Origin of the sequence: Fibrella aestuarina BUZ 2, from assembly GCF_000331105.1 — a bacterium.
In the GTDB taxonomy this organism is placed as follows: Bacteria; Bacteroidota; Bacteroidia; order Cytophagales; family Spirosomataceae; genus Fibrella; species Fibrella aestuarina.
Window position 1 is genome coordinate 849400 of record NC_020054.1, and the last position, 24813, is coordinate 874212.

Annotated in this window: 22 protein-coding genes; 10 read left to right on the plus strand and 12 right to left on the minus strand. The window is 56.7% G+C overall.

Translation table 11 applies throughout. From position 1 onward, the window contains the following. Nucleotides 1-26 precede the first annotated feature (26 nt). Nucleotides 27-515 (minus strand): DUF8785 domain-containing protein, encoded by a 489-nt coding sequence (locus FAES_RS03365; protein ID WP_015329787.1) that lies wholly within the window; start codon nt 513-515, stop codon nt 27-29. 150 nt (nt 516-665) lie between these two features. Between FAES_RS03365 and FAES_RS03370 the strand changes: the two genes are divergently transcribed. Both FAES_RS03370 and FAES_RS03375 read left to right on the plus strand, forming a co-directional pair. After that, complete coding sequence (locus FAES_RS03370; RefSeq protein WP_015329788.1) at nt 666-1319, plus strand: deoxyribose-phosphate aldolase/phospho-2-dehydro-3-deoxyheptonate aldolase; 654 nt, start codon at nt 666-668, stop codon at nt 1317-1319. 77 nt (nt 1320-1396) lie between these two features. Further along, on the plus strand, nt 1397-1921 hold the full coding sequence (locus FAES_RS03375) for a dihydrofolate reductase (protein ID WP_015329789.1): 525 nt from the start codon (nt 1397-1399) through the stop codon (nt 1919-1921). 92 nt (nt 1922-2013) lie between these two features. Here the strand turns inward: FAES_RS03375 and greA are convergent, their stop codons facing one another. Continuing rightward, nucleotides 2014-2487, minus strand: a complete 474-nt coding sequence (greA, locus tag FAES_RS03380; protein ID WP_015329790.1) for a transcription elongation factor GreA — start codon at nt 2485-2487, stop codon at nt 2014-2016. A 230-nt stretch (nt 2488-2717) separates the two neighbouring features. On the opposite strand from greA, the gene fmt reads away from it, so the two are divergent. Both fmt and FAES_RS03390 read left to right on the plus strand, forming a co-directional pair. Further along, nucleotides 2718-3671 (plus strand): methionyl-tRNA formyltransferase, encoded by a 954-nt coding sequence (gene fmt / locus FAES_RS03385; protein WP_015329791.1) that lies wholly within the window; start codon nt 2718-2720, stop codon nt 3669-3671. 96 nt (nt 3672-3767) lie between these two features. Next, a complete protein-coding gene (locus FAES_RS03390; RefSeq protein WP_015329792.1) occupies nt 3768-4724 on the plus strand; it encodes a hypothetical protein in 957 nt (318 codons plus the stop codon). A gap of 95 nt (nt 4725-4819) precedes the next feature. Here FAES_RS03390 and xylA read toward each other — a convergent pair whose 3' ends face one another. The 3 genes from xylA to FAES_RS03405 all read right to left on the minus strand — a co-directional run bounded on the left by xylA (nt 4820) and on the right by FAES_RS03405 (nt 7847). Next, the gene (gene xylA, locus FAES_RS03395; protein WP_015329793.1) at nt 4820-6160 is read right to left on the minus strand and encodes a xylose isomerase; all 1341 of its coding nucleotides are present in this window, start codon (nt 6158-6160) and stop codon (nt 4820-4822) included. A gap of 84 nt (nt 6161-6244) precedes the next feature. Further along, the gene (locus FAES_RS03400) at nt 6245-6916 is read right to left on the minus strand and encodes an NUDIX hydrolase (protein WP_015329794.1); all 672 of its coding nucleotides are present in this window, start codon (nt 6914-6916) and stop codon (nt 6245-6247) included. 64 nt (nt 6917-6980) lie between these two features. Further along, complete coding sequence (locus FAES_RS03405; protein WP_015329795.1) at nt 6981-7847, minus strand: porin family protein; 867 nt, start codon at nt 7845-7847, stop codon at nt 6981-6983. Nucleotides 7848-7985: 138 nt separating this feature from the next. Between FAES_RS03405 and FAES_RS03410 the strand changes: the two genes are divergently transcribed. Together FAES_RS03410 and FAES_RS28835 are read left to right on the plus strand one after the other, a co-directional pair. Further along, nucleotides 7986-9074: an MBL fold metallo-hydrolase gene (locus FAES_RS03410; protein WP_041258543.1), complete on the plus strand. Its 1089-nt coding sequence runs from the start codon at nt 7986-7988 to the stop codon at nt 9072-9074. 90 nt (nt 9075-9164) lie between these two features. Continuing rightward, nucleotides 9165-10040, plus strand: a complete 876-nt coding sequence (locus FAES_RS28835; protein ID WP_015329797.1) for an FKBP-type peptidyl-prolyl cis-trans isomerase — start codon at nt 9165-9167, stop codon at nt 10038-10040. Between the two features lie 54 nt (nt 10041-10094). On the opposite strand, the gene accC is transcribed toward FAES_RS28835, so the two are convergent. Next, the gene (gene accC / locus FAES_RS03420; RefSeq protein WP_041257484.1) at nt 10095-11612 is read right to left on the minus strand and encodes an acetyl-CoA carboxylase biotin carboxylase subunit; all 1518 of its coding nucleotides are present in this window, start codon (nt 11610-11612) and stop codon (nt 10095-10097) included. Between the two features lie 118 nt (nt 11613-11730). On the opposite strand from accC, the gene FAES_RS03425 reads away from it, so the two are divergent. Then, nucleotides 11731-13935 carry a S9 family peptidase gene (locus FAES_RS03425; protein WP_015329799.1) on the plus strand — a complete coding sequence of 735 codons (2205 nt, stop codon included), beginning with the start codon at nt 11731-11733 and terminating at the stop codon, nt 13933-13935. Nucleotides 13936-13994: 59 nt separating this feature from the next. On the opposite strand, the gene FAES_RS03430 is transcribed toward FAES_RS03425, so the two are convergent. The 3 genes from FAES_RS03430 to crcB all read right to left on the minus strand — a co-directional run bounded on the left by FAES_RS03430 (nt 13995) and on the right by crcB (nt 16536). Then, nucleotides 13995-14459 carry a lipocalin-like domain-containing protein gene (locus FAES_RS03430; protein WP_041257486.1) on the minus strand — a complete coding sequence of 155 codons (465 nt, stop codon included), beginning with the start codon at nt 14457-14459 and terminating at the stop codon, nt 13995-13997. Between the two features lie 151 nt (nt 14460-14610). Then, nucleotides 14611-16023, minus strand: a complete 1413-nt coding sequence (locus FAES_RS03435) for a M14 family zinc carboxypeptidase (protein WP_041257488.1) — start codon at nt 16021-16023, stop codon at nt 14611-14613. Between the two features lie 123 nt (nt 16024-16146). Then, nucleotides 16147-16536, minus strand: coding sequence for a fluoride efflux transporter CrcB (gene crcB / locus FAES_RS03440; protein WP_015329801.1), 390 nt, complete (start codon nt 16534-16536; stop codon nt 16147-16149). Nucleotides 16537-16700: 164 nt separating this feature from the next. Here crcB and FAES_RS03445 point away from each other — a divergent pair, with 164 nt between their 5' ends. Both FAES_RS03445 and FAES_RS03450 read left to right on the plus strand, forming a co-directional pair. Further along, nucleotides 16701-20432 (plus strand): CRTAC1 family protein, encoded by a 3732-nt coding sequence (locus FAES_RS03445; RefSeq protein WP_015329802.1) that lies wholly within the window; start codon nt 16701-16703, stop codon nt 20430-20432. Nucleotides 20433-20516: 84 nt separating this feature from the next. Then, complete coding sequence (locus FAES_RS03450) at nt 20517-21260, plus strand: class I SAM-dependent methyltransferase (protein WP_015329803.1); 744 nt, start codon at nt 20517-20519, stop codon at nt 21258-21260. A 6-nt stretch (nt 21261-21266) separates the two neighbouring features. On the opposite strand, the gene FAES_RS03455 is transcribed toward FAES_RS03450, so the two are convergent. The 3 genes from FAES_RS03455 to FAES_RS03465 form a co-directional block, all read right to left on the minus strand. Continuing rightward, the gene (locus FAES_RS03455) at nt 21267-21623 is read right to left on the minus strand and encodes a helix-turn-helix domain-containing protein (RefSeq protein ID WP_015329804.1); all 357 of its coding nucleotides are present in this window, start codon (nt 21621-21623) and stop codon (nt 21267-21269) included. Next, on the minus strand, nt 21620-21931 hold the full coding sequence (locus FAES_RS03460; protein WP_015329805.1) for a type II toxin-antitoxin system HigB family toxin: 312 nt from the start codon (nt 21929-21931) through the stop codon (nt 21620-21622). The genes FAES_RS03455 and FAES_RS03460 overlap by 4 nt, the downstream gene beginning before the upstream one ends. Nucleotides 21932-21992: 61 nt before the next feature. Continuing rightward, on the minus strand, nt 21993-23672 hold the full coding sequence (locus tag FAES_RS03465; RefSeq protein WP_015329806.1) for a VRR-NUC domain-containing protein: 1680 nt from the start codon (nt 23670-23672) through the stop codon (nt 21993-21995). A 151-nt stretch (nt 23673-23823) separates the two neighbouring features. Between FAES_RS03465 and FAES_RS03470 the strand changes: the two genes are divergently transcribed. After that, nucleotides 23824-24801 (plus strand): DUF2157 domain-containing protein, encoded by a 978-nt coding sequence (locus tag FAES_RS03470; protein ID WP_015329808.1) that lies wholly within the window; start codon nt 23824-23826, stop codon nt 24799-24801. The last annotated feature ends 12 nt before the right edge of the window (nt 24802-24813 follow it).

Sequence of the window (24813 nt, forward strand, 5' to 3'; positions counted from 1 at the left end):
GCAGGTAATTACCTGATGTTGGTCAGTTACAGGACCGAATCGGCGGTTACCGATTGCGATTCTGGGGCCGGTGTGGGTTGGGCTGGCTGTTGCGTGCCGGGTTGCGGATGGACCTGCTGCTGCCCGCCGAAGGGCTGTTGGCCGTAAGGCGTTTGGCCCACAAACTCCACGTCGGTGATGTAATACTTGGTTTCGCCGTTCCAGGGAAGGCGCAGAATTTTCTCTTCGTAATGGAGCGTCACGCGCTGCCCGGTTTTAACGGCTTCCGTGATTTTCTGGGCGACAGCATCGTCTTTCACCGAGAAATCGAAAAACTGTGGCGTCAGTGAACCAGTTTCACCTGAGAACCCGCCCACGTTCAGGACACCTTCGTAGGTTTTGAACAGGTAGCCCCGGCGGCTGAATTTGGAAACAGTGCCGGCCCGTTCGCCATCCGAATAGCTCCAGCCAGTCAGCAAAAACAAAACGCCGAGCACCAATAAGACAAATACAAGTAGGTACGTGAAGAAACGCATAGTTGGTAGTGGTTAGCTTGTAGTGCGTACAAAGCAACAAAAAAAGGTTTGTAGTTTGACGTTTGTCGTTGGTAGTTAGCCAGTACGGCGGCCGTTAGCCGCGGCTAACCATCGTCAAACGACAAACTAGAAACAATAAACTAAGTTTCCATGAATCATCTTTTTCCCTACATCGAACGCACGTTGCTCTACCCCAACGTTACGATTAACGAGCAGTACGACGCCCTCGATGAGGTGAATCAGCTGGGACTGCTGGGGCTGGTGGTGGCGCCGTTCTGGGTGAAAAAACACCGACGTGAACTGGGCGATTCACACCCCGCCACCCTGACAGCGGCCATTGGCTACCCGTTTGGCTACCAGCGCACCGAGGTGAAGCAGCAGGAACTGGAGCTGGCGCTGGCCGACGGCGCCAATTCCATCGATGTGGTGCTGAATACGTCGGCCCTGCTGTCGCCCACGTCGGTCTGGCTGAAGATCGAGCTGGTGAAGCTGGCCGCCGCCGCCCACGCGCAGGAAGTGCCGCTGACGGTGGTGCTGGAACAGGCCCTGCTCACCGACGAGCAACTGCTCAGTATGATCAAGACGGCGGCTGATGCGGGCGTGGATGGGCTGAAGAATAGCACGGGCATGCCGCTGCCAGGCTTAGTGCCGCCCTCGTTCTCGCTCGATAAGGCGCTGGCCTTTCGGGCGGCGGTGCCTCGTTCGCTGGGTGTCTGCATTGTAGCCGATGGCGCTTCAGAAGCCGAACTCGACGCGTTGGTTGCTGCCGGGGTAGACCGTCTTGCGCTGTCGCGCCTACCGTAGCGGTCAAATCTCCGGCGGCTGTACCTTTGTGCCTTTCCGCCCAAAACACCTGAACTGAAAACGGCTAAACGAACTGTATGCACATTAGCTTAATTGCGGCCATGGCCCAGAACCGCGTGATCGGGCGCGATGATGCCACTGGCAAACCCGATCTTCCCTGGCACCTGCCCGACGATTTTGCCTATTTCAAGCGCCATACGTTGGGTCACGCTATCATTATGGGGCGCAAATCGTTTGAGGCGCTGGGTAAGCCGCTGCCCAAGCGGGCCAATATTATCGTGACGCGCAATACGGCATTCAAACCCGATGGGGCCACCGTGGTGCACACCCTCGACGAGGCGATTGAGACAGCCAAAGTAATTGAAGAACAGGGGGATGAAACCCGAACACCCGAAATCTTTGTGATTGGGGGCGGCGAAATCTATAAAGCGGCCCTGCCGTTGGCCACCCGTATTTACCTGACCGAAATCCAACGTACCTACGACGGCGATACGCAGTTTCCGCAGTTTGACAAAGCGCAATGGCGCGAAGTGAGTCGCCACCATCACCCCGCCGACGGACGCCACGAAGCCGCGTTCGATTTTGTGGTATACGAACGATAAGTGTTCATAGCCCAAGGATCAATGTTCAAAGAGCGTCGCCATAACACCCAAGTGTCCGTTGACAAAGCTCTTTGAACGTTGACCCAATGGGTTCACCGGCTGATATCGATGATTTCGAAATCGATTTTACCAGCGGGAATGGTGATCTCGGCGGTGTCGCCGACCTTCTTACCCAACAGGCCTTTGCCGATGGGGGAACCCACTGAGATACGACCCAGTTTGAGGTCGGCCTCTTCTTCCGAAACGAGGGTATACGTTACCTCGGCCCCCGTTTTCTTATTCTTTATCTTCACTTTCGACAAAACCGATACCTGCGAGGCGTCGATAGACGATTCGTCGAGCAGGCGGGCGTTGGCGAGGACTTCTTCTAATTTCGAGATTTTCAGTTCATGCAGCCCCTGCGCGTCTTTGGCGGCGTCATATTCAGCGTTTTCGCTCAGATCGCCTTTGTCGCGAGCTTCGGCAATCGCGTGTGCAATGGCCGCCCGGCCCTTGGTTTTCAGGTCATTAAGCTCTGCTTTAAGGCGGTTTAGGCCCTCCTCTGTGTAATAGTTAATCTTAGCCATAATGCAGTAATGTCTTTCCCCAGGGGGATAAAAAAAGAACGGTCCACCGACCGTTCTGCAAGCAATTTCATTTGTTTTGCAGCCTTGTCAGAAAACCCAACTGGTACGTGCGTATGTACCCGATTCGGTGGAGAGAACTGTGTATTGTTGTCGCATTGGAAGTAGACAGCGTATCAACAAATGTACGAAGTTGGTCAGCCGTTTGTCAATAGACGTACGATTTACGAATAATGAACGAGAAATTACGCCTTGTGTTTATGGGCACCCCCGATTTTGCGGTGGCCAGTCTGCAAGCTCTGCTGGAGGGCGGTTGCAACGTGGTCGCCGTCATTACAGCACCCGACCGGCCGTCGGGGCGGGGGCAGCAACTAACACCCTCACCGGTGAAGAAAGCAGCCCTGGCCGCGGAGCTGCCCGTCTTGCAGCCCGAAAAACTGCGCGATCCGGCTTTTCTGGCTGAATTGGCCAGCTACCGGGCTGACCTGCAAGTAGTTGTGGCCTTTCGGATGTTGCCCGAAGTGGTCTGGAGCATGCCGTCTGTGGGTACGTTCAACCTGCACGGATCGAAGCTGCCCGATTACCGGGGGGCAGCCCCCATCAACTGGGCCATTATCCGGGGCGAAACCGAAACCGGCGTCACTACTTTTTTCATCGAAAAAGAAATCGACACTGGGCAGATGATCTTCCAGGAAACGGAGCCGATTTACCCCGACGACAACGCGGGTACGTTGCACGACCGGCTGATGGTACGCGGCGCGGCGCTGGTGCTGCGAACAGTGCAGGCGATTGAGGCCGGCACGTACCCACGAACGCCACAGCCCGAGCCGCGAGACGAAAAAAGTGCGCCCAAACTCAACCGCGAGAATACTGAAATCGACTGGAATCGGCCGGTTAACGAACTGCGCAACTTCATCCGGGGTCTTTCGCCGTACCCGACCGCCTGGACGACGATTAACGAACGGTTTTACAAGATTTACGCCGCTGAGATAGCCAGCGGAACGCCCGCACCGGCGGACCGGCCCGATGAAAGTCCGTTCGATGCTTCCCCCGGACAGGCCCATACCGACGGGAAAACAAACCTGCTCGTGAAAGCCGCCGACGGCTGGCTCAACATCACTGAATTGCAAGCCGAAGGAAAACGCCGCATGCCGATTGGCGACTACCTGCGTGGGAATAGCCTCTAAGCGGCGGCCTAGGTGACTTTTTTTGTGCCCGTTCGATTAATTTCATAACTAGTGTTGCTCACATATCCTATGTTTCCGATCGTTTAACACGCTGTTATGAAATCATCGATATTGACACTGCTTTTTGTCGTGGGGCTCTTGAGTTGTTCCCGAAAAGGGCAACCCGAGATAGCGCCACGGCCAGTTGCCCGGTTTACCGTTGATGGCACGCAGTACAACATACTGAACCGCGAGTCGGCAAACGAAAACTGTAACTCGATCTTTTTCAGCTTTAATATGTACCGAAAAAGTGCAGAGTTTGCAGTCAAAGACTTTCCGTATTCGGTAGAGTTTCATTTGTCGAAAAACGGCCAACTGCTATATGCCAAACTTGATGGCGATGCTGGTGAATTCCGTACGTCGACGTTCGCGCCGATGCGGTCGGCCAACATCAGCAATTTCGTTTACAACACGACCGACAACGAACTCTCGTTGGACCTGGACGTGACGTTGCTAAACACCAGAACGTTACAGCCGATTACGTTGAAGGCCGTTGTTGACAGACTGTCCATCAGCCAAACTGACTGTGGCAACAGCTCTTCCGACACCTTCTCGGCTAGTCTTGAGCGAGTTGGCAGGCAAACTTCCTTCTTCCAACAGCGGCTCAATAGTGAGGAAACCAACAATTTATACCAACCTCCGTATCCAACGCCCACTTATTACCGGCATACGCTTATATCAACCGACGGATATGAAATTCGACTCGAAAACAGTGTAGGCCTCAAACCCCTCAAGAAGGGCGTGTATGACATTTCATCCGAAGCGGCAACTCCGTTGAAAGTATCGTTTAACGAATTTTTAGGGGAGACAGCCCCCGCTTCGCTCGACTCCTATTTACCGAGAGACTGGCGGGCTTACCGCGTTTCGGGAACGCTGGAAATCATTGACCAGTATGGCTCTAGTACTGGTAACAAGGTTTCGGGTAAACTGACCTTCACGGCCTTCGACACAGAAGGAAAGCCCGTATTCAGGCTAACGAACGGGAATTTCGTGACTTACAACCCCTTGCGTTAACTGCTAGGATTAATGTATAGTGTATAATGAATAATGGGCTGGCGCAAGAGTAAGACGCGCCAGCCCATTATTCATTATACACTATACATCATACATTAAATGTACTGGTTCACGATCATCTCGTAGAGTTCCTGCTTACCGCTGACCTGCTTGGCTTCGCCGTTGTCGATGGCATACTGGCGGAGGTCTTCGAGGGTCAGTTTACCCGCTTCGAAGTCGGCACCGGCCCCGCTGTCGTAGCTGGCGTAGCGATCAGTACGGAGTTGCTTGTATTTCGACTTGGTCAGGATGGCTTCGGCGGCAATAGCGGCCCGGGCGAAGGTATCCATCCCGCCGATATGGGCGATGAAGATATCGTCCAGATCGGTTGAGTTCCGGCGCGTTTTGGCGTCGAAGTTCACCCCACCCGATTTGAAGCCACCCGCTTCCAGAATCACGAGCATGGCTTCGGTCAGTTCATACACGTCGACGGGGAATTGGTCGGTATCCCAGCCGTTCTGGTAGTCACCCCGGTTGGCGTCGATGCTGCCGAGCATGTTGTTGTCGACTGCTACCTGCAACTCGTGCGCAAAGGTATGATTGGCCAGGGTAGCGTGGTTGGTTTCGAGGTTTAGCTCAAAATCGTCCTGCAACCCGTATTTGTTCAGGAAGCCCACGACCGTAGCCGCGTCGAAATCATACTGGTGCTTAGTCGGCTCCATCGGCTTGGGCTCGATGTAGAACGCGCCTTTGAAACCCTGCTTGCGGGCATAATCGCGGCTCACCTGCAGGAAGCGGCCCAGGTGCTCCTGCTCGCGCTTCATGTTGGTGTTGAGCAGCGACATGTAGCCTTCGCGGCCACCCCAGAAGGTGTAGCCACGGCCACCGAGTTCGATGGTGGCGTCGATGGCGTTTTTTACCTGCCAGGCACCATGCGCCAGCACGTGGAAATCGGGGTTGGTGCTTGCGCCGTTCATGTACCGCTCGTGCGAGAAGAGATTGGCCGTGCCCCAGAGCAGGTTAACGCCGCTCGCCTGCTGCTTCTGCTTCAGATAATCGACAACCTTACGGAAATTGCTTTCAAAATCGTGGTTCGAGTCGCCTTCGGGCGCTACGTCGACGTCGTGGAAGCAGTAGTATTCGATGCCCATCTTCGTAATAAACTCGAAGGCGGCGTCGGCTTTCTGGAAAGCGGCGCCCAGTGGGTCTTTCCCGGCATCCCAGGGGAAGTGCTTCACGCCCGGCCCAAAGGGATCGGCCCCGGTGCCGCAGAAGGTGTGCCAGTAGGCCACCGCAAAGCGGAACAGGTCTTTCATGGGCATGCCCATGATGGTCTGTGCGGGGTTGTAGAATTTGAACGCCAGCGGGTTATCCGAGTCGCGTCCTTCGTAGGCGATGGGTTTCTCGACGAACGGGAAATAGGCCTTGTCGCCGAGTGTCAGATTGATTTGAGCCATGATAAATAAAAAGCAAAGCCGGGCTTAGGTGCGACTTACTCAGCAAAAGTAAGTGGTGTTCTACTTTTATGCAATCGATTGCAATCAGAACTTCCGCATCGTGTCGTAATCACCCACGTGGTGTAGATACAGGAACTGAATCAGCAGCCCGTTTACGTTCGTGACGAGCTTGTGGGCTTCGGGCAGCGTGGCCACCACCGAGGTGATCCGCTCGTACTCAGAGTCGCTGTCGATTTTCTTCAGGTGGAACGACATAATCTGCTCCCGGGGCATCGTTTTCTCGACGAAATAAAAATGCATGGCTTCGTCGCTGGTGCCGGTGCTGGGAAACCAAAGCGTCGGGTTCAGCTTGGTCAACTCGTCGGGCTGGAGGGTGAGACCAATTTCCTCGCCTACCTCGCGGGCAGCGGTGTCGGTGGGGTCATCGTCGGTGTCGACCATGCCGGCCGGGTGTTCGTAGGTATGCGAGCCATCGGAGATGCGCCGCTGCCGCACCAATACCACAAACTTATCGCCGGTTTGTTCGTCGATCAGGCAGACAAGCACCGAAGCAGCATGGCCCTTCAGAAAACAGACCGGCGGGATTTTATCGCCTTCGGGCGTGTCGGCATCGACGGTGAGCATGGCAAACAGCACCTCGCCATTGGTACGTCGGCGGATAAAATGTTCGTCGATTTTGTTGATTTTCAGGCCGTTGGTTTCGAGCTGGCTCTTCCAGAACTTGAATTTGGCCGCGTCGTGAAGGGCTTCTTGCATGAGTTGATCGTCAGTTATATCCGTTGAACGACAAATGACGGGAAGCAAACGACCAATGCCAAGCCTAAAAGCTTAATCCGGCCCCAAGCGCGAGCAGGTTGTTTTTCGACGAAAGCTCGGGCAGGGTAGTGGTATTGATGACACTGCGCTGGTACTGCAGGCTGACGATAAGCGAATTAGTGGGGCTGATCTGCCGTTCGTAGCCCACCGCGATCAATAACCCAAAATCAGTGGGTGTAAACTGGTTGCGGCTGCTGTTGCGCTGGTAAAAGACATTACGGGCCTTATCAAGCGCCCGCTCGGCCACTTTCACGTCGACGATTACGCCATATTGCACGTAGGTACGGCCGGTTTTTATAAGGTTATCGCTAATCAGCTTCATCGTGACCGGAAGCTGGATGTATTGCAGATTATAAGTTGAGAGGCCGCCGCCATCGCTTGCCGGGTGGACAAAGCCCACGTTTTTGGCCGTATACCAGAGCCCGGTGCTGAGGGCATAGCGATTTTGCCTGACGTAGATATCCACGCTGGGGCCTACGCTGTATTGCAGGGAGGCGCCGGGGCTCTCGAAGCGGGCCGACGTACCTGAGCCGACTACGCTGTTCCAGGTCAGGGTCGGCAGCAGGTGGAAACTCAGTTCAACCCGGTTGCGCTGCCGAAGGGCAGGTTGCTGTCCATCCAGATAGGTTTGCCGCTGCATGATCGACACCGCCGTGACGGGTGCTACGGGCTGCGTAGCCGATGTGGCCAGGGTAACGGCCGGGCCCTGTGAGGGGGTGCTGAAGCGGCTCGAAACGCGCTCCTGGAACGTGTAGCGACCTTTTCGCGATTGCCCCTGCTTCCGCGACTGTGCCATCAAACTGGTCAGGCTGGCCACGAAGGTCAGGGCCGTGGCCACGAGGAGCAGGCTGGTTCGGAAGGGGGTAGGCATTGACACAAATAATGGGTTGAGGCGATAACCGCACCGCTACAAAAATCAGGCCTATTGTGTACGCCGGCAACTTCGCGGCGGATGGGCCATCTTTCGGCCGAACCGATACCTTTGCAGCGGCGCTTCGTTCCGCTGGTTATGCTCTCAAAAATTCTGCTGGGCCTATTGGCTCTTCTTATTCTGGTTGTGCTGATCGCGCTGCTGATTGGCTACTGGATTTCGGCCCCACGCTACACGGGCCCGGTATCCGGTCATTTCAACGGCAAAACGTTTTTTACGCCCGGTGCCAAGCAGCCCGAAGGGCTGGCTGGCGTGCTGAAGTGGCAGTTGAATCACGAGATCACGGAGCCCTGGCCCGCTTTTCACGACGATGCCCCCGGTGCTGCGCCACCGGCCCGTGTTGATGCCAATGCCACGCCACCCGGCGACTCGGCCAGCCGCAGCCCGATACGGGTAACCTACGTGAACCACTCGACCATGCTGTTGCAGTTCGACGGGCTGAACGTGCTCACTGACCCCATTTACGAGAACCGCGTCAGCCCATTCTCGTTCATCGGCCCGGCTCGCAATTGTCCGCCCGGTATCCGGTTCGACGACCTGCCTCACATTGACCTGCTGCTGCTGAGCCATAACCACTGGGATCACCTGGAGATTGGTACCGTGAAGAAGCTGGCCGCTCGCGACAAGCCGCGCATTATTTGCCCACTGGGGGTGAAGGCGTTTCTGGAGCAGGAAGGTGTCGGCAACGTGACCGAGATGGACTGGCAGCAGTCGGTACCCATCAACCCGACCACGACGCTGCACTGCGTACCGGCGCAGCACTTCTCGGGGCGGGGCATGTTTGACCGCAACGCCACGCTCTGGGCGGGGTACGTTATCGCCAGCAAAGCCGTTGGGAATGTGTATTTTGCGGGCGATTCGGGCTACGGGCCGCACTTCAAAGCGATTGGGGCGCAGTTTGGTCCGTTGCGGCTGGCGCTCATCCCGATTGGTGCCTACAAACCCAACTGGTTTATGGCACCGGTGCACATTGGCCCTCCCGACGCCGTGCGGGTACACCAGGATGTCCGTTCGGAACAAAGCGTGGCGATTCACTTCGGTACCTTCCCGCTGGCCGACGACGGGGCCAGCGAGCCCGTGACGGATATGAAAAAAGCACTGGCTGCCCAACAGATTGATGCTGCGCGATTTAGAGCGTTGAAAAATGGGGAATCCGTAAATTTTTAACCCAGCTTCCAACGTTCCTTTAAAAAGTGGGGTACTTATAAAAAATGTTAATGGCTGATCCAACCGGCCATCAACCAACAATCGTTCCTTATGCGTAAAGCCAGTATGGCGCTTGTAGCCGCCGTTTTATCCGCTACAGCCTTCCTCTCGTGTAAAGACAACTACGTAGACACGACTGCCGACACCTTTGCAAAGGACACGACGGCGATTGCCGCCTTCGCGAAAACGCAGCCGCAGAACTACCTGTATGCGGGAGCCGGGGTACGTTATGCGATCACGACGCCCAACACCGCGGGGCGCCTGCCCGCCTCGGGCGATGAAGCCGAAGTAACGTACCTGATTACCTCGCTCGATGGCAAGTACCGGGCCGACAGTACAAAGAAAGATTCGCTGGCCTATTTCCGGTTTAACATCGGGAGTCTGCCTCCGGGTATTGACATCGGGTTGTCGAAAACGCGGGAGGGCGAGTCGGCCATTTACCTGATTCCATCGTATTCGGCGTTCCAGAATACCGAGTACAAAGGGTTGCCCGCCAACACGCCCATTCGTTTTTATACGACGCTGCGCAAACTGCGGACGGAAGATGAGCAAATCGCCGACTACATCGCTCGCAACAAGCTGACGCTGACTACGCAGACACAGGATGGGGTTCGGATCTGCAAAACGCAGTCGGTTACGACCGGGTCAGAACTGATCAATGGGCAAACGGTGAGCGTTCGGTATACGGGTAAGCTGCTCCGTTACGGCACCGTGTTCGACTCGAACGTAGGCAAACAGCTGTTTGATGTTGCCCTGGGGTCGACGTCGGTTATCCGGGGATTTGAGTCGGGTATTCGTGCGTTGAAAGTTGGTGAAAAAGCGACGATTGTTTTTCCATCGTCAGTAGGCTACGGCACTACGGGTTACTCAAGCATTCCGGGTTACACACCGCTTGCCTTCGATATCGAAATCGTATCGGTGCGTTAAACGACCAAGTTCCTAACGAAAAAGGCCCTGCCAGTACTGGCAGGGCCTTTTTCGTTAGTGCAACCGCTTCGTGCGCCACTGACTGGCGGGGCGGGCGGGCCCGGTAGCTGTTGTCGCGGCGGGTTTTGTCTTCTGGCTGTCGAGCAGGTACGTTGCCAGCACAGCAGCCAATTCGGTTTCGGCGGGGCTGATGGTGGTACTGGTCAGCACGTCGGGGCGGTCCGCCGATGCGGTGAAGTAGCGGTTGACGAAATGCGTGTCGAACTGCCCCGACCGGAAAGCCTCGTGGTTCATCACGAACCGGCAGAAGCCCAACGTGGTCTGTACGCCCGAAATCTGGTACTCGTCGATAGCCCGGATCATCTTCTGGATGGCGGCTTCGCGGTCGTCGCCGTACGTAATGAGCTTCGCGATCATCGGGTCGTAATAAATGGGAATAGCCATACCCTGCTCGAACCCATCATCGACCCGAACGCCGTTGCCCTGCGGGCGCACGTAGGTATCTAACGTACCCACGTCGGGCAGGAAGTTGTTGGCGGGGTCTTCGGCATACACCCGGATCTCCATCGCGTGCCCTTTGATGTGCAAGTCTTCCTGCTTGATGGTCAGGGCCTTTCCCTCGGCTACGTAGATCATCTGCTCAACCAGGTCGACGCCCGTAATGAGTTCGGTAACGGGGTGCTCGACCTGAAGGCGGGTGTTCATTTCGAGGAAATAGAAATTCAACTGGTCGTCGACGATGAACTCGACCGTGCCTGCACCGTAGTAGCCGCAGGCTCGCGCCACGCCTACCGCCGCCTTACCCATCGCCTCGCGGATCTCGGGCGTCAGGATGGCTGACGGGGCTTCTTCCACCACTTTCTGGTGCCGCCGCTGTACCGAGCATTCGCGCTCGAACAGGTGAATGATGTTGCCGTGTTGATCGCCCAACACCTGAATCTCGACGTGTCGTGGCGAGGTCACGTATTTCTCGATGAATACCGACCCATCGCCAAACGACGAAATGGCTTCGCTCACGGCGCGGTCCATCTGCTCGTCGAAATCGGCTTCCTTTTCCACGATCCGCATCCCCTTGCCACCACCGCCCGCCGAGGCTTTGATCAGGATGGGATACCCGATTCTGGCCGAAATAACTTTGGCTTCGGTCCGGTCGGTGATGGCGCTAGGTGTACCGGGCACCATCGGGATGTCGTAGTCGGCGACGGCGGCTTTGGCGGCGAGCTTGCTGCCCATCACCTCGATACTCTCGGGCGACGGCCCCACGAAGATGAGCCCGGCTTCACGCACCGCCCTGGCAAACTGCGCATTTTCCGACAAAAAACCGTAGCCGGGGTGAATGGCGTCGACGCCCAACTGCTGGCAGATGTCGATGATGGCATCGCCGCGCAGGTAGGATTGCGACGAAGGTGCCGGCCCCACGCAAACGGCTTCATCGGCATAGCGCACGTGCAGAGCGTTGCGGTCGGCTTCCGAATAAATAGCCACGGTTTTGATACCCATTTCGCGGGCGGTACGCATCACGCGCAGGGCAATTTCGCCCCGATTGGCTACGAGCAGTTTGTTGATTTTCATGTTGAAAACTAAGGGTTCAGCGTTTAAAGTCCAAAGTTCATGGATGCTTGGCATATTATCAGAAGAAGAATGAACTTTGGCTTTTGAACCGAACCGGCGCACCGGTTAAATCGACTAAATGACCATCAACACACGCATTAGCGGAGCGGTACTGCTCCTCTTTGTTACGATTACGGGGTTGGCCCAAACTGCCAAAACCCGCTACGCCGATCTGCAACAGGCGATCCGCTCGGGTAGCCAGCTCACCGGCTCCACCGGGCCACGCTCGATTAACTGGATCGACGGCGGCACGCGCTTCTCGTATCTCGACCGGGCGGGCACGATCAAAACGCTGAATCCGGCCACGCAGCAGGAAGAAACCGTGTTCGACGCGGCGCAACTGAAGTTTCCCGGCACCGACAAAGCCTTTGCCTATGAGTCGTTCCAGTGGTCGAAAGACTCGAAGAACCTGTTTTTTCAGACCAATTTCCGGCCCGTCTACCGCCGGTCGGGTATTTCCGACTATTACGTGTACAGCCTCGCCGACAAAGTGCTGAAGCTGGTCGCGAAAGATGCCCAAACGGCGGAGCTTTCGCCCGACGGCAAGCGCGTAGGCTACGAACGGGGCGGCAACCTGTTTGTCTTTGATTTCGCCACCCAGAAAGAAACGCAACTGACGGGTGATGCCAAACCGGCGTTTTACAACGGCCGGTTTGGCTGGGCCTACGAAGAAGAATTTGGGCTGGCGCAGGCCTGGCAGTGGTCGCCGGATAGCAAGTTTATCGCCTTCTGGCAGTCCGACGAGCGCGCCGTGCCCATTTACCGCCTGACCGATTACCGGGGCTTCCGCGAAACGTACGACTCGCTGCCGTACCCCCGCGTGGGCGACCGCAATCCCAGCGTTCGAATTGGGGCGGTCGAGATCAGTAACGGCAAAATCGCCTTTATGCAGGTAGAAGGCCAGCAAGGCTACATCCCGCGCATCTATTGGACGTCGCAGGAAGGGCAACTGGCGGTGGTACACCTGAACCGCAAGCAGAATGAGTTGACGCTCTACATGGCCGACACACGCACCGGCGCGGCCAAGCCGATCATGAATGAGACGTCGAAGACCTGGGTCGATGTGTTCGATTTCTTCGCGGGTGTCGATCACCTGTTTTACTTCCCCGAAAACGTGAAGGAATACTACTGGGTGTCGGAGCGCGATGGCTGGGCACACCTGTACCGCTACGATTACACCGGCAAACTGCTGAACCAAGTCACGTCAGGTACGTTCGAGGTGTCGACGATTCAGCACATTGACCCGAAAGCGGGCAAGGTCTATTACACGAGCACCGAAGCCTCGCCGATGGAGCGGCAACTCTATGTGATCGACGTGACAGGTAAAAATAAGCGGCGACTCACCACGGCGGCTGGCCGGCATGCGATCAACATGTCGCGCAATGGGCAGTTCTTCATCGACCGCTACTCCAACGTGCAGACGCCCACGCAGGTCGAGCTGCGCGACGTGTCGGGCAAGCTCATCAAGACGCTGGAAGACAACGCCCGGGTACGTGATTTCGTAAGCAAAAACGTGTACGCGCCCAAAGAGCTGGCTTCCTTTACGACGCAGGATGGACAGAAAATCGACATTTCGATTCTGAAGCCGGCTGATTTCGACCCCGCTAAAAAGTACCCGATGGTACTCGACATCTACGGTGGTCCCGGTGCGCAGTCGGTCTACAACGAGTGGCACGGGCAGGCCTGGCAGCAATACCTGGCGCAGCAGGGGTACGTGGTCGTGAGCACCAACAACCGGGGCAGCGGCGGCTACGGCAGCACCTTCGAGAAGATGGTGTATGAGAAGCTGGGCCAATACGAAAGCCTCGATTTTGCCGAAACGGCCCGCTACATGGCGTCACTTCCCTACATCGACGGCAACCGGATGGCCATTCGCGGTCACAGCTACGGCGGCTACATGAGCAGCTACACCATGCTGACGCACCCCGGCGTGTTCAAGGTAGCCCTCGTGGGTGCTCCCGTCACCGACTGGCGCTTGTACGACAGCATCTATACTGAACGCTACATGGGCCTGTTACCCGACAACGATGCGGCGTATGCCAAAAGCGCGGTGTCGCCCTACGCCAAGAACCTGGCGGGTAAGATGTTCATTGCCCACTCAACCATGGACGAGAACGTACACGTACGCAACACCTTCCAGTTGATGAACGCCCTCGAAGACGCGGGCAAAGACGCCGATCTGCGCATTTATCCGCCCGGCGCCCACGGCGTCGCCTACAGCCCCACGACCTACGTGCTGCTCTATCAGCAATACGTCGATTACCTGACCAAGAATCTGAATTAGTTAAAAGGCCCCTCACCGATGTGGTGAGGGGCCTTTCTTTTTGCTTACTGACCAGTCGCTTATTGCTTGGTCAATTCCATTTTGTAGGTAGCTGATACACCATTCACAGTAGCTGTCTGATTCAGCATCAGCTTGGAGCCTGATTGGGTAAAGGTCCAATTGTTATCAGGCTGGCCTGCTTCTTTGAATGTTAGCGTTGAGCCATTCACCGACCATTTTGCACCATTAAAGTCGTCAACCGGTGCTCCCCCTGAGTTACAGGAAGCAGGACTGTTACTCGTCGCATTCCCGTCAGCTTTTAAGGAAATGATCAGATCCTGAAAACATTTACTACCCAGGCCCGCAAAGAGCTGTATGTAGTCGATAGTCTGGTTGTTGGCCGAAGCCGTGTAGGCAGTGACTTTGTAGTTGCCCGATAGGTCGGCAGCAGCAGCCGGGTCTGAGCCTTTACAGCCGATGGTAATAGCCGCGATAACAAGTGTACTGAGAAGCAGTGAACGGATTGGTAAAAAAGAAGAACGCATACAGTAAATGTGTAGAATTAACAGGTGATTAATTCTGCAAGTATACACATTGATTACAAAACAGCTATTGGTATAGTATTCTTTACTGGTAGAATCGTTCAACTATATTTTATTAGGTGCTTAAAAGGGTTTCTAAGTAGTAAGTAAGTTGTCAGTCCACCAGTCCGTTGCCACTGTCGTCGAGGAAGCCATTGACCACTATGTGCTGGGTACGTTGCCCCTGTTTGAGCAGGAACGTGGCGGGTTGGCCTAAGCCGGGTGGCCGGCCGGGTAGTTTTCCTTCCCAGAGAACGTGCACGGGGGCTTTCGGAAAGGTATTTTTCTTGGCTGAGCGAACCCGGAAGGCCACGACACCGTCTTCGCGCAGTTTGGATAGGTCGAGGCGGCGCAGGCCTGAGAGTGAGTCGAGCGTGTCGGGGTGGAGGCGGGCGGGCATGAGCGTCAGGCCGGTGGCGTCGAGTTCGGTCAGGCCGTAGAAGGTTGAGAGGTCGCCGAGGTCTTCGATGGTACTGCGGTAGCTAAATGTCCGCGCCGAATCCGTGCTGACTTCATAGCGGTTGATGCCCAGATCCATCTTGTAGGGTCGCCCATTGCGCATCACCGTCGCATTGCGGATAAGCAGATCGAACAACTGCCGACCGTTTTCGGGAATGGCCTGATACTCCTGCGTTTTTTCCTGCCCGTACGACTCGTTGGCGATAGCATCCAGCGCTGTCAGGATCGCCACGAAATTGAGTCGGCGGATGCTCATTTTTTCGGGGTCGCCTACTTGCCCGCCGCTTTCGATCAGAATAAGCGTGGTGCCCCATTTCTGGATATTATCGCCAAAAGCACGCGGCTCGAACTCGTCGTCGTAGCGCGCCACCTGACCGGGGATAAACTGCTGCAACACGCGATTCATGCCCACGATCAATTGCATCGACCGGCGGCGCACGTCGTTGACATTGCGGGCCTGATCGTAGGCCGTAGCCAGAAACGACACCACCGCCTGCCGGTTGGTGTTGCCCACGCTATAGCGCGGATTCTGGTCGTGCAGATTAAAACCCACCAGTGGTTTCAAACTCTGCTGTAACCCTTTCAGCAACACCGATTCGGGCGATTGCAGCCGGAGGGCATCGCGGTTCATGTCGATGTCCATCGAGGTGCGGCGCTGCCAGCGTTCGGCTCCGTCGGGGTTGAGCATCGGCACAAAATAGAGCGTCGTTTTGGCCAGGATATTCTGCCGGAAGGCATCGAATTCGTCGCCCGAAGCCTGCAAAAACCGAAAAATATCGAACAGTGCCATCGTTGCCGTGGCTTCATCGCCGTGCATCTGCGACCAGAGCAGTACGGGAATTGGGCCCGTTCCGGCCTGCACCTGATGGATGCTCCGCCCCTCTGTGGATGCACCGATTTGGCTGACCGACAGCGGGCTACCGAGCGACTGCAACACCGGCACCATGTCTTTGTGCTTGAACCGGCGGTGGGTAAACGTGGTGTCTTTGAAGGTGTCGTGGGTCTCGAACAGCCGACGGGCGATGTCCTGCGACGCCGTTTGGGCCGCAGCGGGGTTAATCGAACGCATACACAAAAGAACGGCACAAAGCACAGGATACAATGCGCGGTGGTGGCTTTGCCGACGTGGTTTAGACGCGAAAATCATAGGTCAGTATAGAGTGGCCGTTGGTTGGAGCGGGGTGAACGTGGGTTAGCGAGCGGAAGAAGCCATCAGGCCCCAGCCGGCCGCTGAGGCGAGCAAACAGCCCATCACGTTGAGGCCGATATTCAGGAAGGCCGCGCCATAGCGGTTCTGTTGCAGCAGCATGAGGTTGTCCTGACTAAAACTGGAAAACGTGCTGAGGCCGCCGCAGACGCCCACGCCAATCAGCAGGCGCCAGGGCTCACGGTCGGGGCGGGTGGCTACCCAACCCATCACGGCACCCAGCAGGGCCGACGCCAGGATGTTGACGACCAGAATGGACAACGGAAAGGCGGTTCCGCCCAGGCTAGCCGGTAACTGCCGCCCGAGCAGGTAGCGCAGCATGCTTCCCAGCCCGCCGCCCACAAAGACCAGCCCGTAGGTGTAAAATGAAGTCATCACGCAAAAGTTAAACGAATCCGGGCGCTGAGGTGAGTCAGCAGGGACGGTCAAAGTTGATTCATTTCTCCCAATTGTGAAACATCAGTAGTCAAGGTTGTAAATGCTGTTTGATCCTTGTATCTTCCTAATTTTACCGGATAACTCATCGGTAAAGTACCGTTATGACCTTTCCTCTTCGCCTCGTTCTTTCGCTTAGTCTGATTGCATTGTTGCAGGCTTGCCAGTTTGGGCAGAAACCGCTGTTTTCGCTCCTGCCCGCCGACGAAACCGGCATCACCTTCGCCAACCGCATTGTCGATAACGATTCGATGAACATCATCGACTTCGAATACATCTACAATGGCGGCGGCGTGGCCCTGGGCGACTTCAACAACGATGGCCGAACCGACGTATTTTTTAGCGGGAATCAGGTGCCCAACCGGCTCTTTCTGAACCAGACCGAACCCGGCTCGCACGACCTGAAGTTCCGCGACATCACCAGCGAAGCGGGCGTCGGGGGCGGCGGCAAATGGTGTTCGGGTGTAGCGATGGTCGACATCAACAACGACGGGCTGATGGACCTGTACGTTGGGGCGACCGTCAGCAAGGATTCGGTGAAACGCCGGAACCTGCTCTACGTGAATCAGGGCCTGAAGAATGACGTGCCTACCTTCCGGGATATGGCCGCCGACTACGGCATCGCCGACGACGGCCACACAACCAACGCCGCCTTTTTCGATTACGACAACGACGGCGACCTGGACCTCTATGTGCTCACCAATACGATCGAGGCGGGCAGCCCCGGCGCTTACCATGATAAGGTCAAAGACGGTTCATCGAAAACCACCGACCGCCTGTATCGCAATGATTTCGACCCCAAACGGGGCCACCCGGTATTTACCAACGTGTCGAAGCCGGAGGGCATTCTGATGGAAGGCTACGGGCTGGGGCTGAACATCACCGACCTCAACCGCGACGGCTGGCGCGACGTCTACGTGACCAACGATTACCTCTCCGATGACCTGTTATGGATCAATCAGCATGCGGGGGGCAAACACACGGGTTTCCGCGACGAAGCGGCGCAGTACTTCAAACACACGAGCAGCTCGGCGATGGGCAACGACGTGGCCGACGTCAACAACGACGGGCTGATGGACGTTGTGGCGGTGGATATGCTACCGCGCGACAATTACCGCAAGAAGATGCTGGTGGGCCCCAACAACTACCAGACGTACCTGAACAACGAGCAGTATGGGTTTCATTATCAGTTCGTTCGGAATACGCTTCAGCTGAATCAGGGGCCGCGCCCCGGCACGATGGGCCTGAGCAGCGATACGCCACAACTGGGCATTACCACACCCAGCCCCTTCCAGCGTGTGGAGGCGGGCGCGCCGCTCTTCAGCGAAGTGAGTTTGCTGGCCGACGTAGCCGAAACGGATTGGAGTTGGTCGCCGCTGCTGGTCGATTTCGACCATGATGGCAAACGCGATCTGCTGGTAACCAACGGCTTTCCGAAAGACGTGACCGACCGCGATTTCGTGTCGTTTCGGGCGCAGAGTTCGTCGGTCGCTACCAAGCGGTTTATGCTCGATCAGATTCCGGTGGTGAAAATTCCGAACTACGCCTTCCGCAACCGGGGCAGCGACGACGCCAGCAACGTACCCACGTTTGAAGACGTCACCGAGCAATGGGGCCTGAAAACGCCTTCATTCTCGAACGGGGCGGCCTATGGCGACCTCGACAATGACGGCGACCTCGATTACGTGGTCAATAACATCAACGACTCGGCGTTTGTGTACCGCAATAACCTGGTCGAGAGCAAACCCGAAGCAGCCAGTTACCTACGGCTAAAGTTTGAAGGGCCCGCCCGGAACCGGATGGGATTGGGTGCGTTCGTCACGATTTTGTACGAAACCACCGACGGCAAAAAGCCGCAGCAACAGGTATACGAGCACAGCCCTTACCGCGGTTACCTCTCGACAGTGGAGCCGGTGGGGCATTTCGGGCTGGGCAACGTGTCGGTGATCCGCGAACTGCGCGTGGTCTGGCCCGCGCACGATGGCCAACCCGCCCGGCAACAGACGCTCCGCAACGTGAAACCCAATCAGGTGCTGACGCTCCGGCAGCAGGACGCCAACGAAGCCCCTACACCGGCAGGTACGTTGCCAAAACCACTGATGCATGACGTATCCGACTCGCTTGGGCTGGCGCTGTTCCATACCGAACCCGAATACATCGATTACAACACGCAAAAACTGCTGCCGCATAAGCTCTCGCAGTTTGGCCCGGCCGTGAGCGTGGGCGACATCAACGGCGATGGGCTCGATGATCTGTTCATTGGTGGGGCGCGTGGGCAGCAGGGGCGCTTTATGGTGCAAAGCAAATCGGGCGCGTTCGTGGATACCCAATCTTTTGCGTCGCCCGTGCTACAGCCATCGCAGAAGCCCGAAGAAGACATGGGTACGTTACTGTTCGATGCCGACGGTGATGGCGACCTCGATCTGTACATTGCCAGTGGCGGCGTGGAAGGGCAGGCCAACACGCCGACGTTCCAGGACCGACTTTATCTGAACGACGGGAAAGGTGCCTTTGCGCTGGCTCCGTCAGGTACGTTGCCGGTCAACATGACCAGCAAATCGTGCGTGAAAGCGGCCGATATCGATGGGGATGGTGACCTCGATCTGTTTGTGGGTGGTCGGGTAGTACCCGATCAGTACCCCAAGCCCACGTCGAGTCTGGTGTTGCGCAACGACAGCCGCCCCGGTCAGCCGAAGTTCACCGACGTAACGGCTAAAATCGCGCCCACGCTGACGGACATCGGCCTTATCTGCGATGCCATCTGGACCGACCCCGACAACGACGGAGACCCCGATCTGTTGCTGGCCGGTGAGTGGATGCCCTTGACGCTGTTACAGAACGACAAAGGGCAACTAAAACCCGTCGACGCCAAACTGGGCAAAGCCAAAGGCTGGTGGAGCTCCCTGACGCCGGGCGATTTTGACAACGACGGCGACATCGACTACGTGGCCGGCAATCTGGGCCTGAACGCCCGGATGCGCGCCAGCGACCGCTACCCGGTTCGCATCTACGCCGGTGATTTCGACAACAACGGCTTTTACGACGCTATTCCGACAATATACATTCCCGACGAAAAAGGGGAACCCCGTGAGTTTACCTTTCATGGTCGCGACGACCTGATTAAGCAGATGATTGTGCTGCGGGGGCGTTTCCAGAAATACCAGGATTTCACCCAGGCTAGTATCGACAAACTGCTCAAGCCCGAAGAACGACAGCAGGCGATGGTACTCGAAGCCAACGAGTTCCGGTCGATGTACATCGAAAACAAAGGGAACGGTGCGGATGGGTCGCCGCAGTTTGAGCTGCATCCGCTACCGATGCAGGCTCAACTGGCGCCTTTATTTGGGATGATCGCCGAGGATGTTGACCAGGACGGCAACCTCGATATACTAGCCGTTGGCAACGACTATAGCGGCGAGGTGTTGGTGGGGCGCTACGATGCGCTTAACGGCCTGTACCTGCGCGGCGATGGCAAAGGCGGTTTTGTGCCCCGATCATTGGCCGAAAGTGGTTTCTGCGTGCCGGGCAACGCCAAAGGCCTCGTGTCCCTGCCCGATGCCCGTGGCAACCGGCTGCTGGTGGCTACGCAAAACCGCGGACCAATGTGCGCTTTCCGGTCAGGTACGTCGGGGCAGTTGCTGCGCGCGAAACCCAATCAGGTGGCGGCGGTGCTGACGTTGGCCGACGGCAAAAAACAACGTATTGAACTGCCTTTCGGAAGCTCGTTCCTGTCGCAAAGCAGCCGGACGCTGTGGGTGCCCGCCGGAACCAAATCGGTCGAGTGGATCGATGCGAAAGGAAAACCGGCAGGGCAGGCGGTGGTGGCGCGCCGCTGATCGATAAGCCGTCTTTTTCAGGGATAGGATGAAACCGGTTTCGTTATAGCTTCGTACACCGGTTTCATCCCGCCCCGTCTGCTTATGGCCTCGCCCGACTATTTCTCCGAACACGCCTCGATCTACGCTCGCTACCGCATCGACTATCCCGGCGAGCTGTATGATTTCTTGATGGCCAACGTACCTGGTCGGCAAACGGCCTGGGACTGTGCTACGGGCAACGGGCAGGCGGCGGTGGCGTTGTCGAACTATTTCGAGCAGGTCGAGGCGACCGATCTGAGCCTACAGCAGTTGCAGAATGCGACGCACCGCCACAACATCCATTACCAGGAAGCGACGGCGGAACAGGCCCCTTTTCTCGACGAAACCTTCGACCTGATCACGGTAGGGCAGGCGCTGCACTGGTTCGACGTACCCGCGTTTCACGAACAGGCCGACCGGGTGCTGAAACCCAATGGTGTGATTGCCGAATGGGGTTACGGTCTGAACGAAGTCACGCCCGCCGTCGACGCGCTGCTACGCTACCTATATACCAACGTGCTGGGCCCGTACTGGGACCCGCTGCGCCGCCACATCGAGACCGAGTACCGCGACTTGCCGTTCCCGTTCAAGAACGTGAAAGAGGCTCGGTTTGTCGCCCGGCGCGAGTGGCTGGTGGAGTGGTACATGAACTACCTACGTACCTGGTCGGCGGTGCAGGCCTTCCGGAAACGCAACGGCTACGACATCATCGATCAGTTCGACGGCGATTTCCGCCGCGCCTGGGGTACACAAGGCACCCGCGAAGTCCGGTTCCCAATTTTTCTGCGGCTGGGCATGAAGAAGTAAGGCCTGTTACATTAACAGGGTGGCCGCAGGGATGCCTAACTCTTTGTGAAAGAACCTGGCCATGTGCAGTGTCATCGGTTTGCGACGATTCAGTACGGCGGATACGTAACTTTTGCTGCCCAGCTTACCAACAAAGTCCTGGTTCCGAATGCCTTTTTCCGCCATCTTGAGGCGTATGGCATCGATTGGGTCAGGAGGTAAGATGGGGTAGTGTTCGTCTTCATACGCTTTTACCAGCAGCAAAGACACCTGCAGGGCTTCACCTTCGGGGCTATCGGGACGTACTTTGTTGTCGAACTGCTGATCAATCCACGCCATCAGTTCGTCGTATTCCTGCTCGGTTTTGAGTGTCTTTAGTGTCATGGCTTCACGTACTGCACCGTTTTTACATCAACTTTATCATACTCGGCGTGGGTGCCAAACCATTTGATCTGAATGGTTTTGTAGTCGAATACCATCCGGACAACCAGCCGATATTTGTTACCCATGATATTGAAAACGACCCGATCGTCGGCTACGACGCTGGCATTCCCGTATAAGGCTTTTAGTTCATTGAAGTTGGCAAAGGACTGTCCCTGTAGCTCGGTATACCATTGTCGAAGTGCATTGGCCGCTTGTGGATAAGACTGACAATAGTCGAGTAGCGTACGGCGAGCTATAATGTTGAACATACACCTTATCGCGTGAGTTTACTCATGGTGAACAAATGTATGCTTTTTCGGTAAAACACCATTACAGCGCCCAGATCACCCGCACGACTTTGCCGTGCACGCCGATGGTCTCGAAAAATTGCAGCCAGTGGAGTTGTTGTGAGCCCAGGTGGTCGGTGGGCGACTTGACCTCCACGAAGCTGTATTCGCCCGCTTCGTTCCAGATGAGCAGGTCGGGGAAGCCGCGGGTGTGTTCGCGCACGTTGCGGGCCATTTCCAGCAAGATCAGGCCGAGTTGTTCCAGATCGATCAGGTCGATGAGTTGGTTGACGAGACTCAGCAGTTCGTCGTTCCAGTCGACGAGCACGTTGGTGATGCCGTATTTGCCGTTATAAGTACGTCCCACGTGCCGCCGCCAGGCCTCCCGGCTTGTCAGTTCGGTTAGCCGCTTTTTCATCAACTCTTCGCGGCGGAGGTAGAAATCGGGCAGGTAAAAGTCTGATGGGGCGCGTTGCAACGGGTGATGAATGGCCGACACGTTGGCGTCGTAGATAATGTCCCAGAAAACGAGCCCGAAGAGCCCGCGCCAGGGGTAGTTTTCGGTAAAGGCCGCGTCGTAACCCTGCTCCAGGTAGTAGTTCATCACGCCCGCTTCGACATGGTGCCGGTAAGCCGCCGGAATATCGACGCTCTCGGCTTCCGACAAAAAGCGCGTGGTGGCTTTTCGGGTACGTTTCTTTTCGGCCGTGCCCAATATCTTCTCCCGGAAATCCTGCGCGAAGAAGCGTTCTTCGGCGTTTTGCGGCGTCACGGCGATTTCGTCCAGCAGCGCCAGCGCTTCGTCGGCCATGCCGTTGCGGAACAGCAGCCGGGCGCGGCGTTCGCGGGCGGGCGAGCGGTCGGTCAGTTCGTAGACGCTCAGGGCTTCGTCGGGGAGTTTCTGGCGTTCCAGAAAGCTCCCGACGCGGCAAACGAGCTTCTGGTAACCCGGCAGAGCGATGTCGGCCAGGTCGGGGCGGGTTTCGTTCCAGTTCAGAAACCAATTGTAAATGTCGGTGGCGGGCGTTTCGGCGTTTTTCAGGTCGTAAAACGCTTCGTTGGTCAGCGAGATAAGCAGCTTGTCTTCAACCTCTTTCCGGTTGCGGAACCGGGCTGTCATCTTGCTGTCGTCATACTGCTCGAAGTTCATCATGCCCATGTCGCGCATGACAAACTCGGTCATGTCGGAACCGCGGTTGCCGAAGAACAGAAACTTGAGCATCATCACCTCGGCTTCGAACGCCACCTTCACGACGGACTCGCGGGTGGTGAGGCTGGTGACGACTTCGCCAAAATCGAGTTCGTTGAGGGCATAGCGCACCACGCCCTCCTTTTTCAGCTTGTTGAGCGCCCGAATTTCCTCCGCTTCGAGGGGCAGCAGCGCCAGCAGGTCGGCCTTGGTAAACACGTCGAGCGCCTCGCTGCCCATGCCTTCGTGGCGGGCCGATAGCCGTTCCAGAAATCCCGCCCGGATGAGTTCGTCGAGCGTAACCGGTAGCTCGTTTATTTCGCGATAATTGAATTTATTGACCCGAAAGAAGACACCTTTGCGATTGCTGCATCGTACATACAGGCATTGCGCGTCGACGCTGAGCGCATCGAAGCGGTCGAGGAAATCGTGTTCGGCCTCGTTGAGCAGTCCGCCGTAGAGCCGCCGCACGAAATCGAGCACGTATCGGAAATTATGCCAGTAATAACGCGGCTGCAGGATGACTTTTTGCATAGGATGACTGGAACGCGAATGACGCCGATTCGGGTGGACTAACGCTGGTTTTTGGTCGAAACAATGTTGTACGATCCATTAAAATTGGCGTCAATCTGTTTCGGCTTCGTCAGCGGCGTTCCCATAGTAAACAACAAAAACCCGCCCCAATATGTCCCCAATTGATGTGCTGGAAACCCTGAAAGCGCGGCAATTACTACCGCCTGAACAGGCCGACGAGCTAGCCCGATTTGAGCGGCAACGGCCCCTGTCGGTCAACTACGAACTGCGGGCACTGCTGTATGTGGGAATCCTGCTGCTGACGGCGGGGCTGGGGCTGCTGATCTACGAACATTACGACGAAATCGGTGACGTGGCTATTATTGGGGGCATCACGGCGCTGTGTGTGGTCAGTTTTGTGTTTGCCTGGCGCAACCGCCCGCCGCTCTCTCCCGATCCGGCACCGAGCCGATCGACATTTGGCGACTATGCGCTGTTGCTGGCGTGTTTGCTGTTTCTGTCGCTGGAAGGCTACGCGCAGTACCGGTTCAACGTGTTTGGCACCCGCTATGGGCTGGCCACGTTTCTGCCCGCCGTGCTGTTTCTGGGGCTGGCTTACCGCTTCGACCACCGGGGCGTGCTGGGTATGGGCCTCACGGCACTGGCGTCGTGGGTGGGCCTCACCGTGCGCCCGCTCGAACTGCGGCTGCGCACCAACTTTTTCGACGAAGGTACGGTGCTGACGGCGATTGGGCTGGGTACGTTGCTGATTGCGGTGGCGATGGTGTTCGAACGGCGGCGGATCAAACCGCATTTTACCGATACGATCCTGACGTTTGCCGGTAATCTGGTGTTGCTGGCGCTGCTGGCGGGCATCTTTAATTTCGGCGGGCGACGCTGGCTGTACGCACTGACCCTGTTTGCGGTGTGTGGAGGCTACGAGTGGCTGGCCCGTCAACGGCGGTCGTTCCTGTACACGCTCATGGCGATGGTGTATGGCTACATTGGCCTGACCTACCTGTTTTTCGACGTGACCGATGGCCTGGGCTGGGCGGCTGACGCCTACCTGCTGTATGTCGTGCTGACGGGCGTGGCGGCGGTTTATTACCTGATCATACGCTATCAGGCCACGGTAAAAGAGTTGAACTAACGTACCTGAACC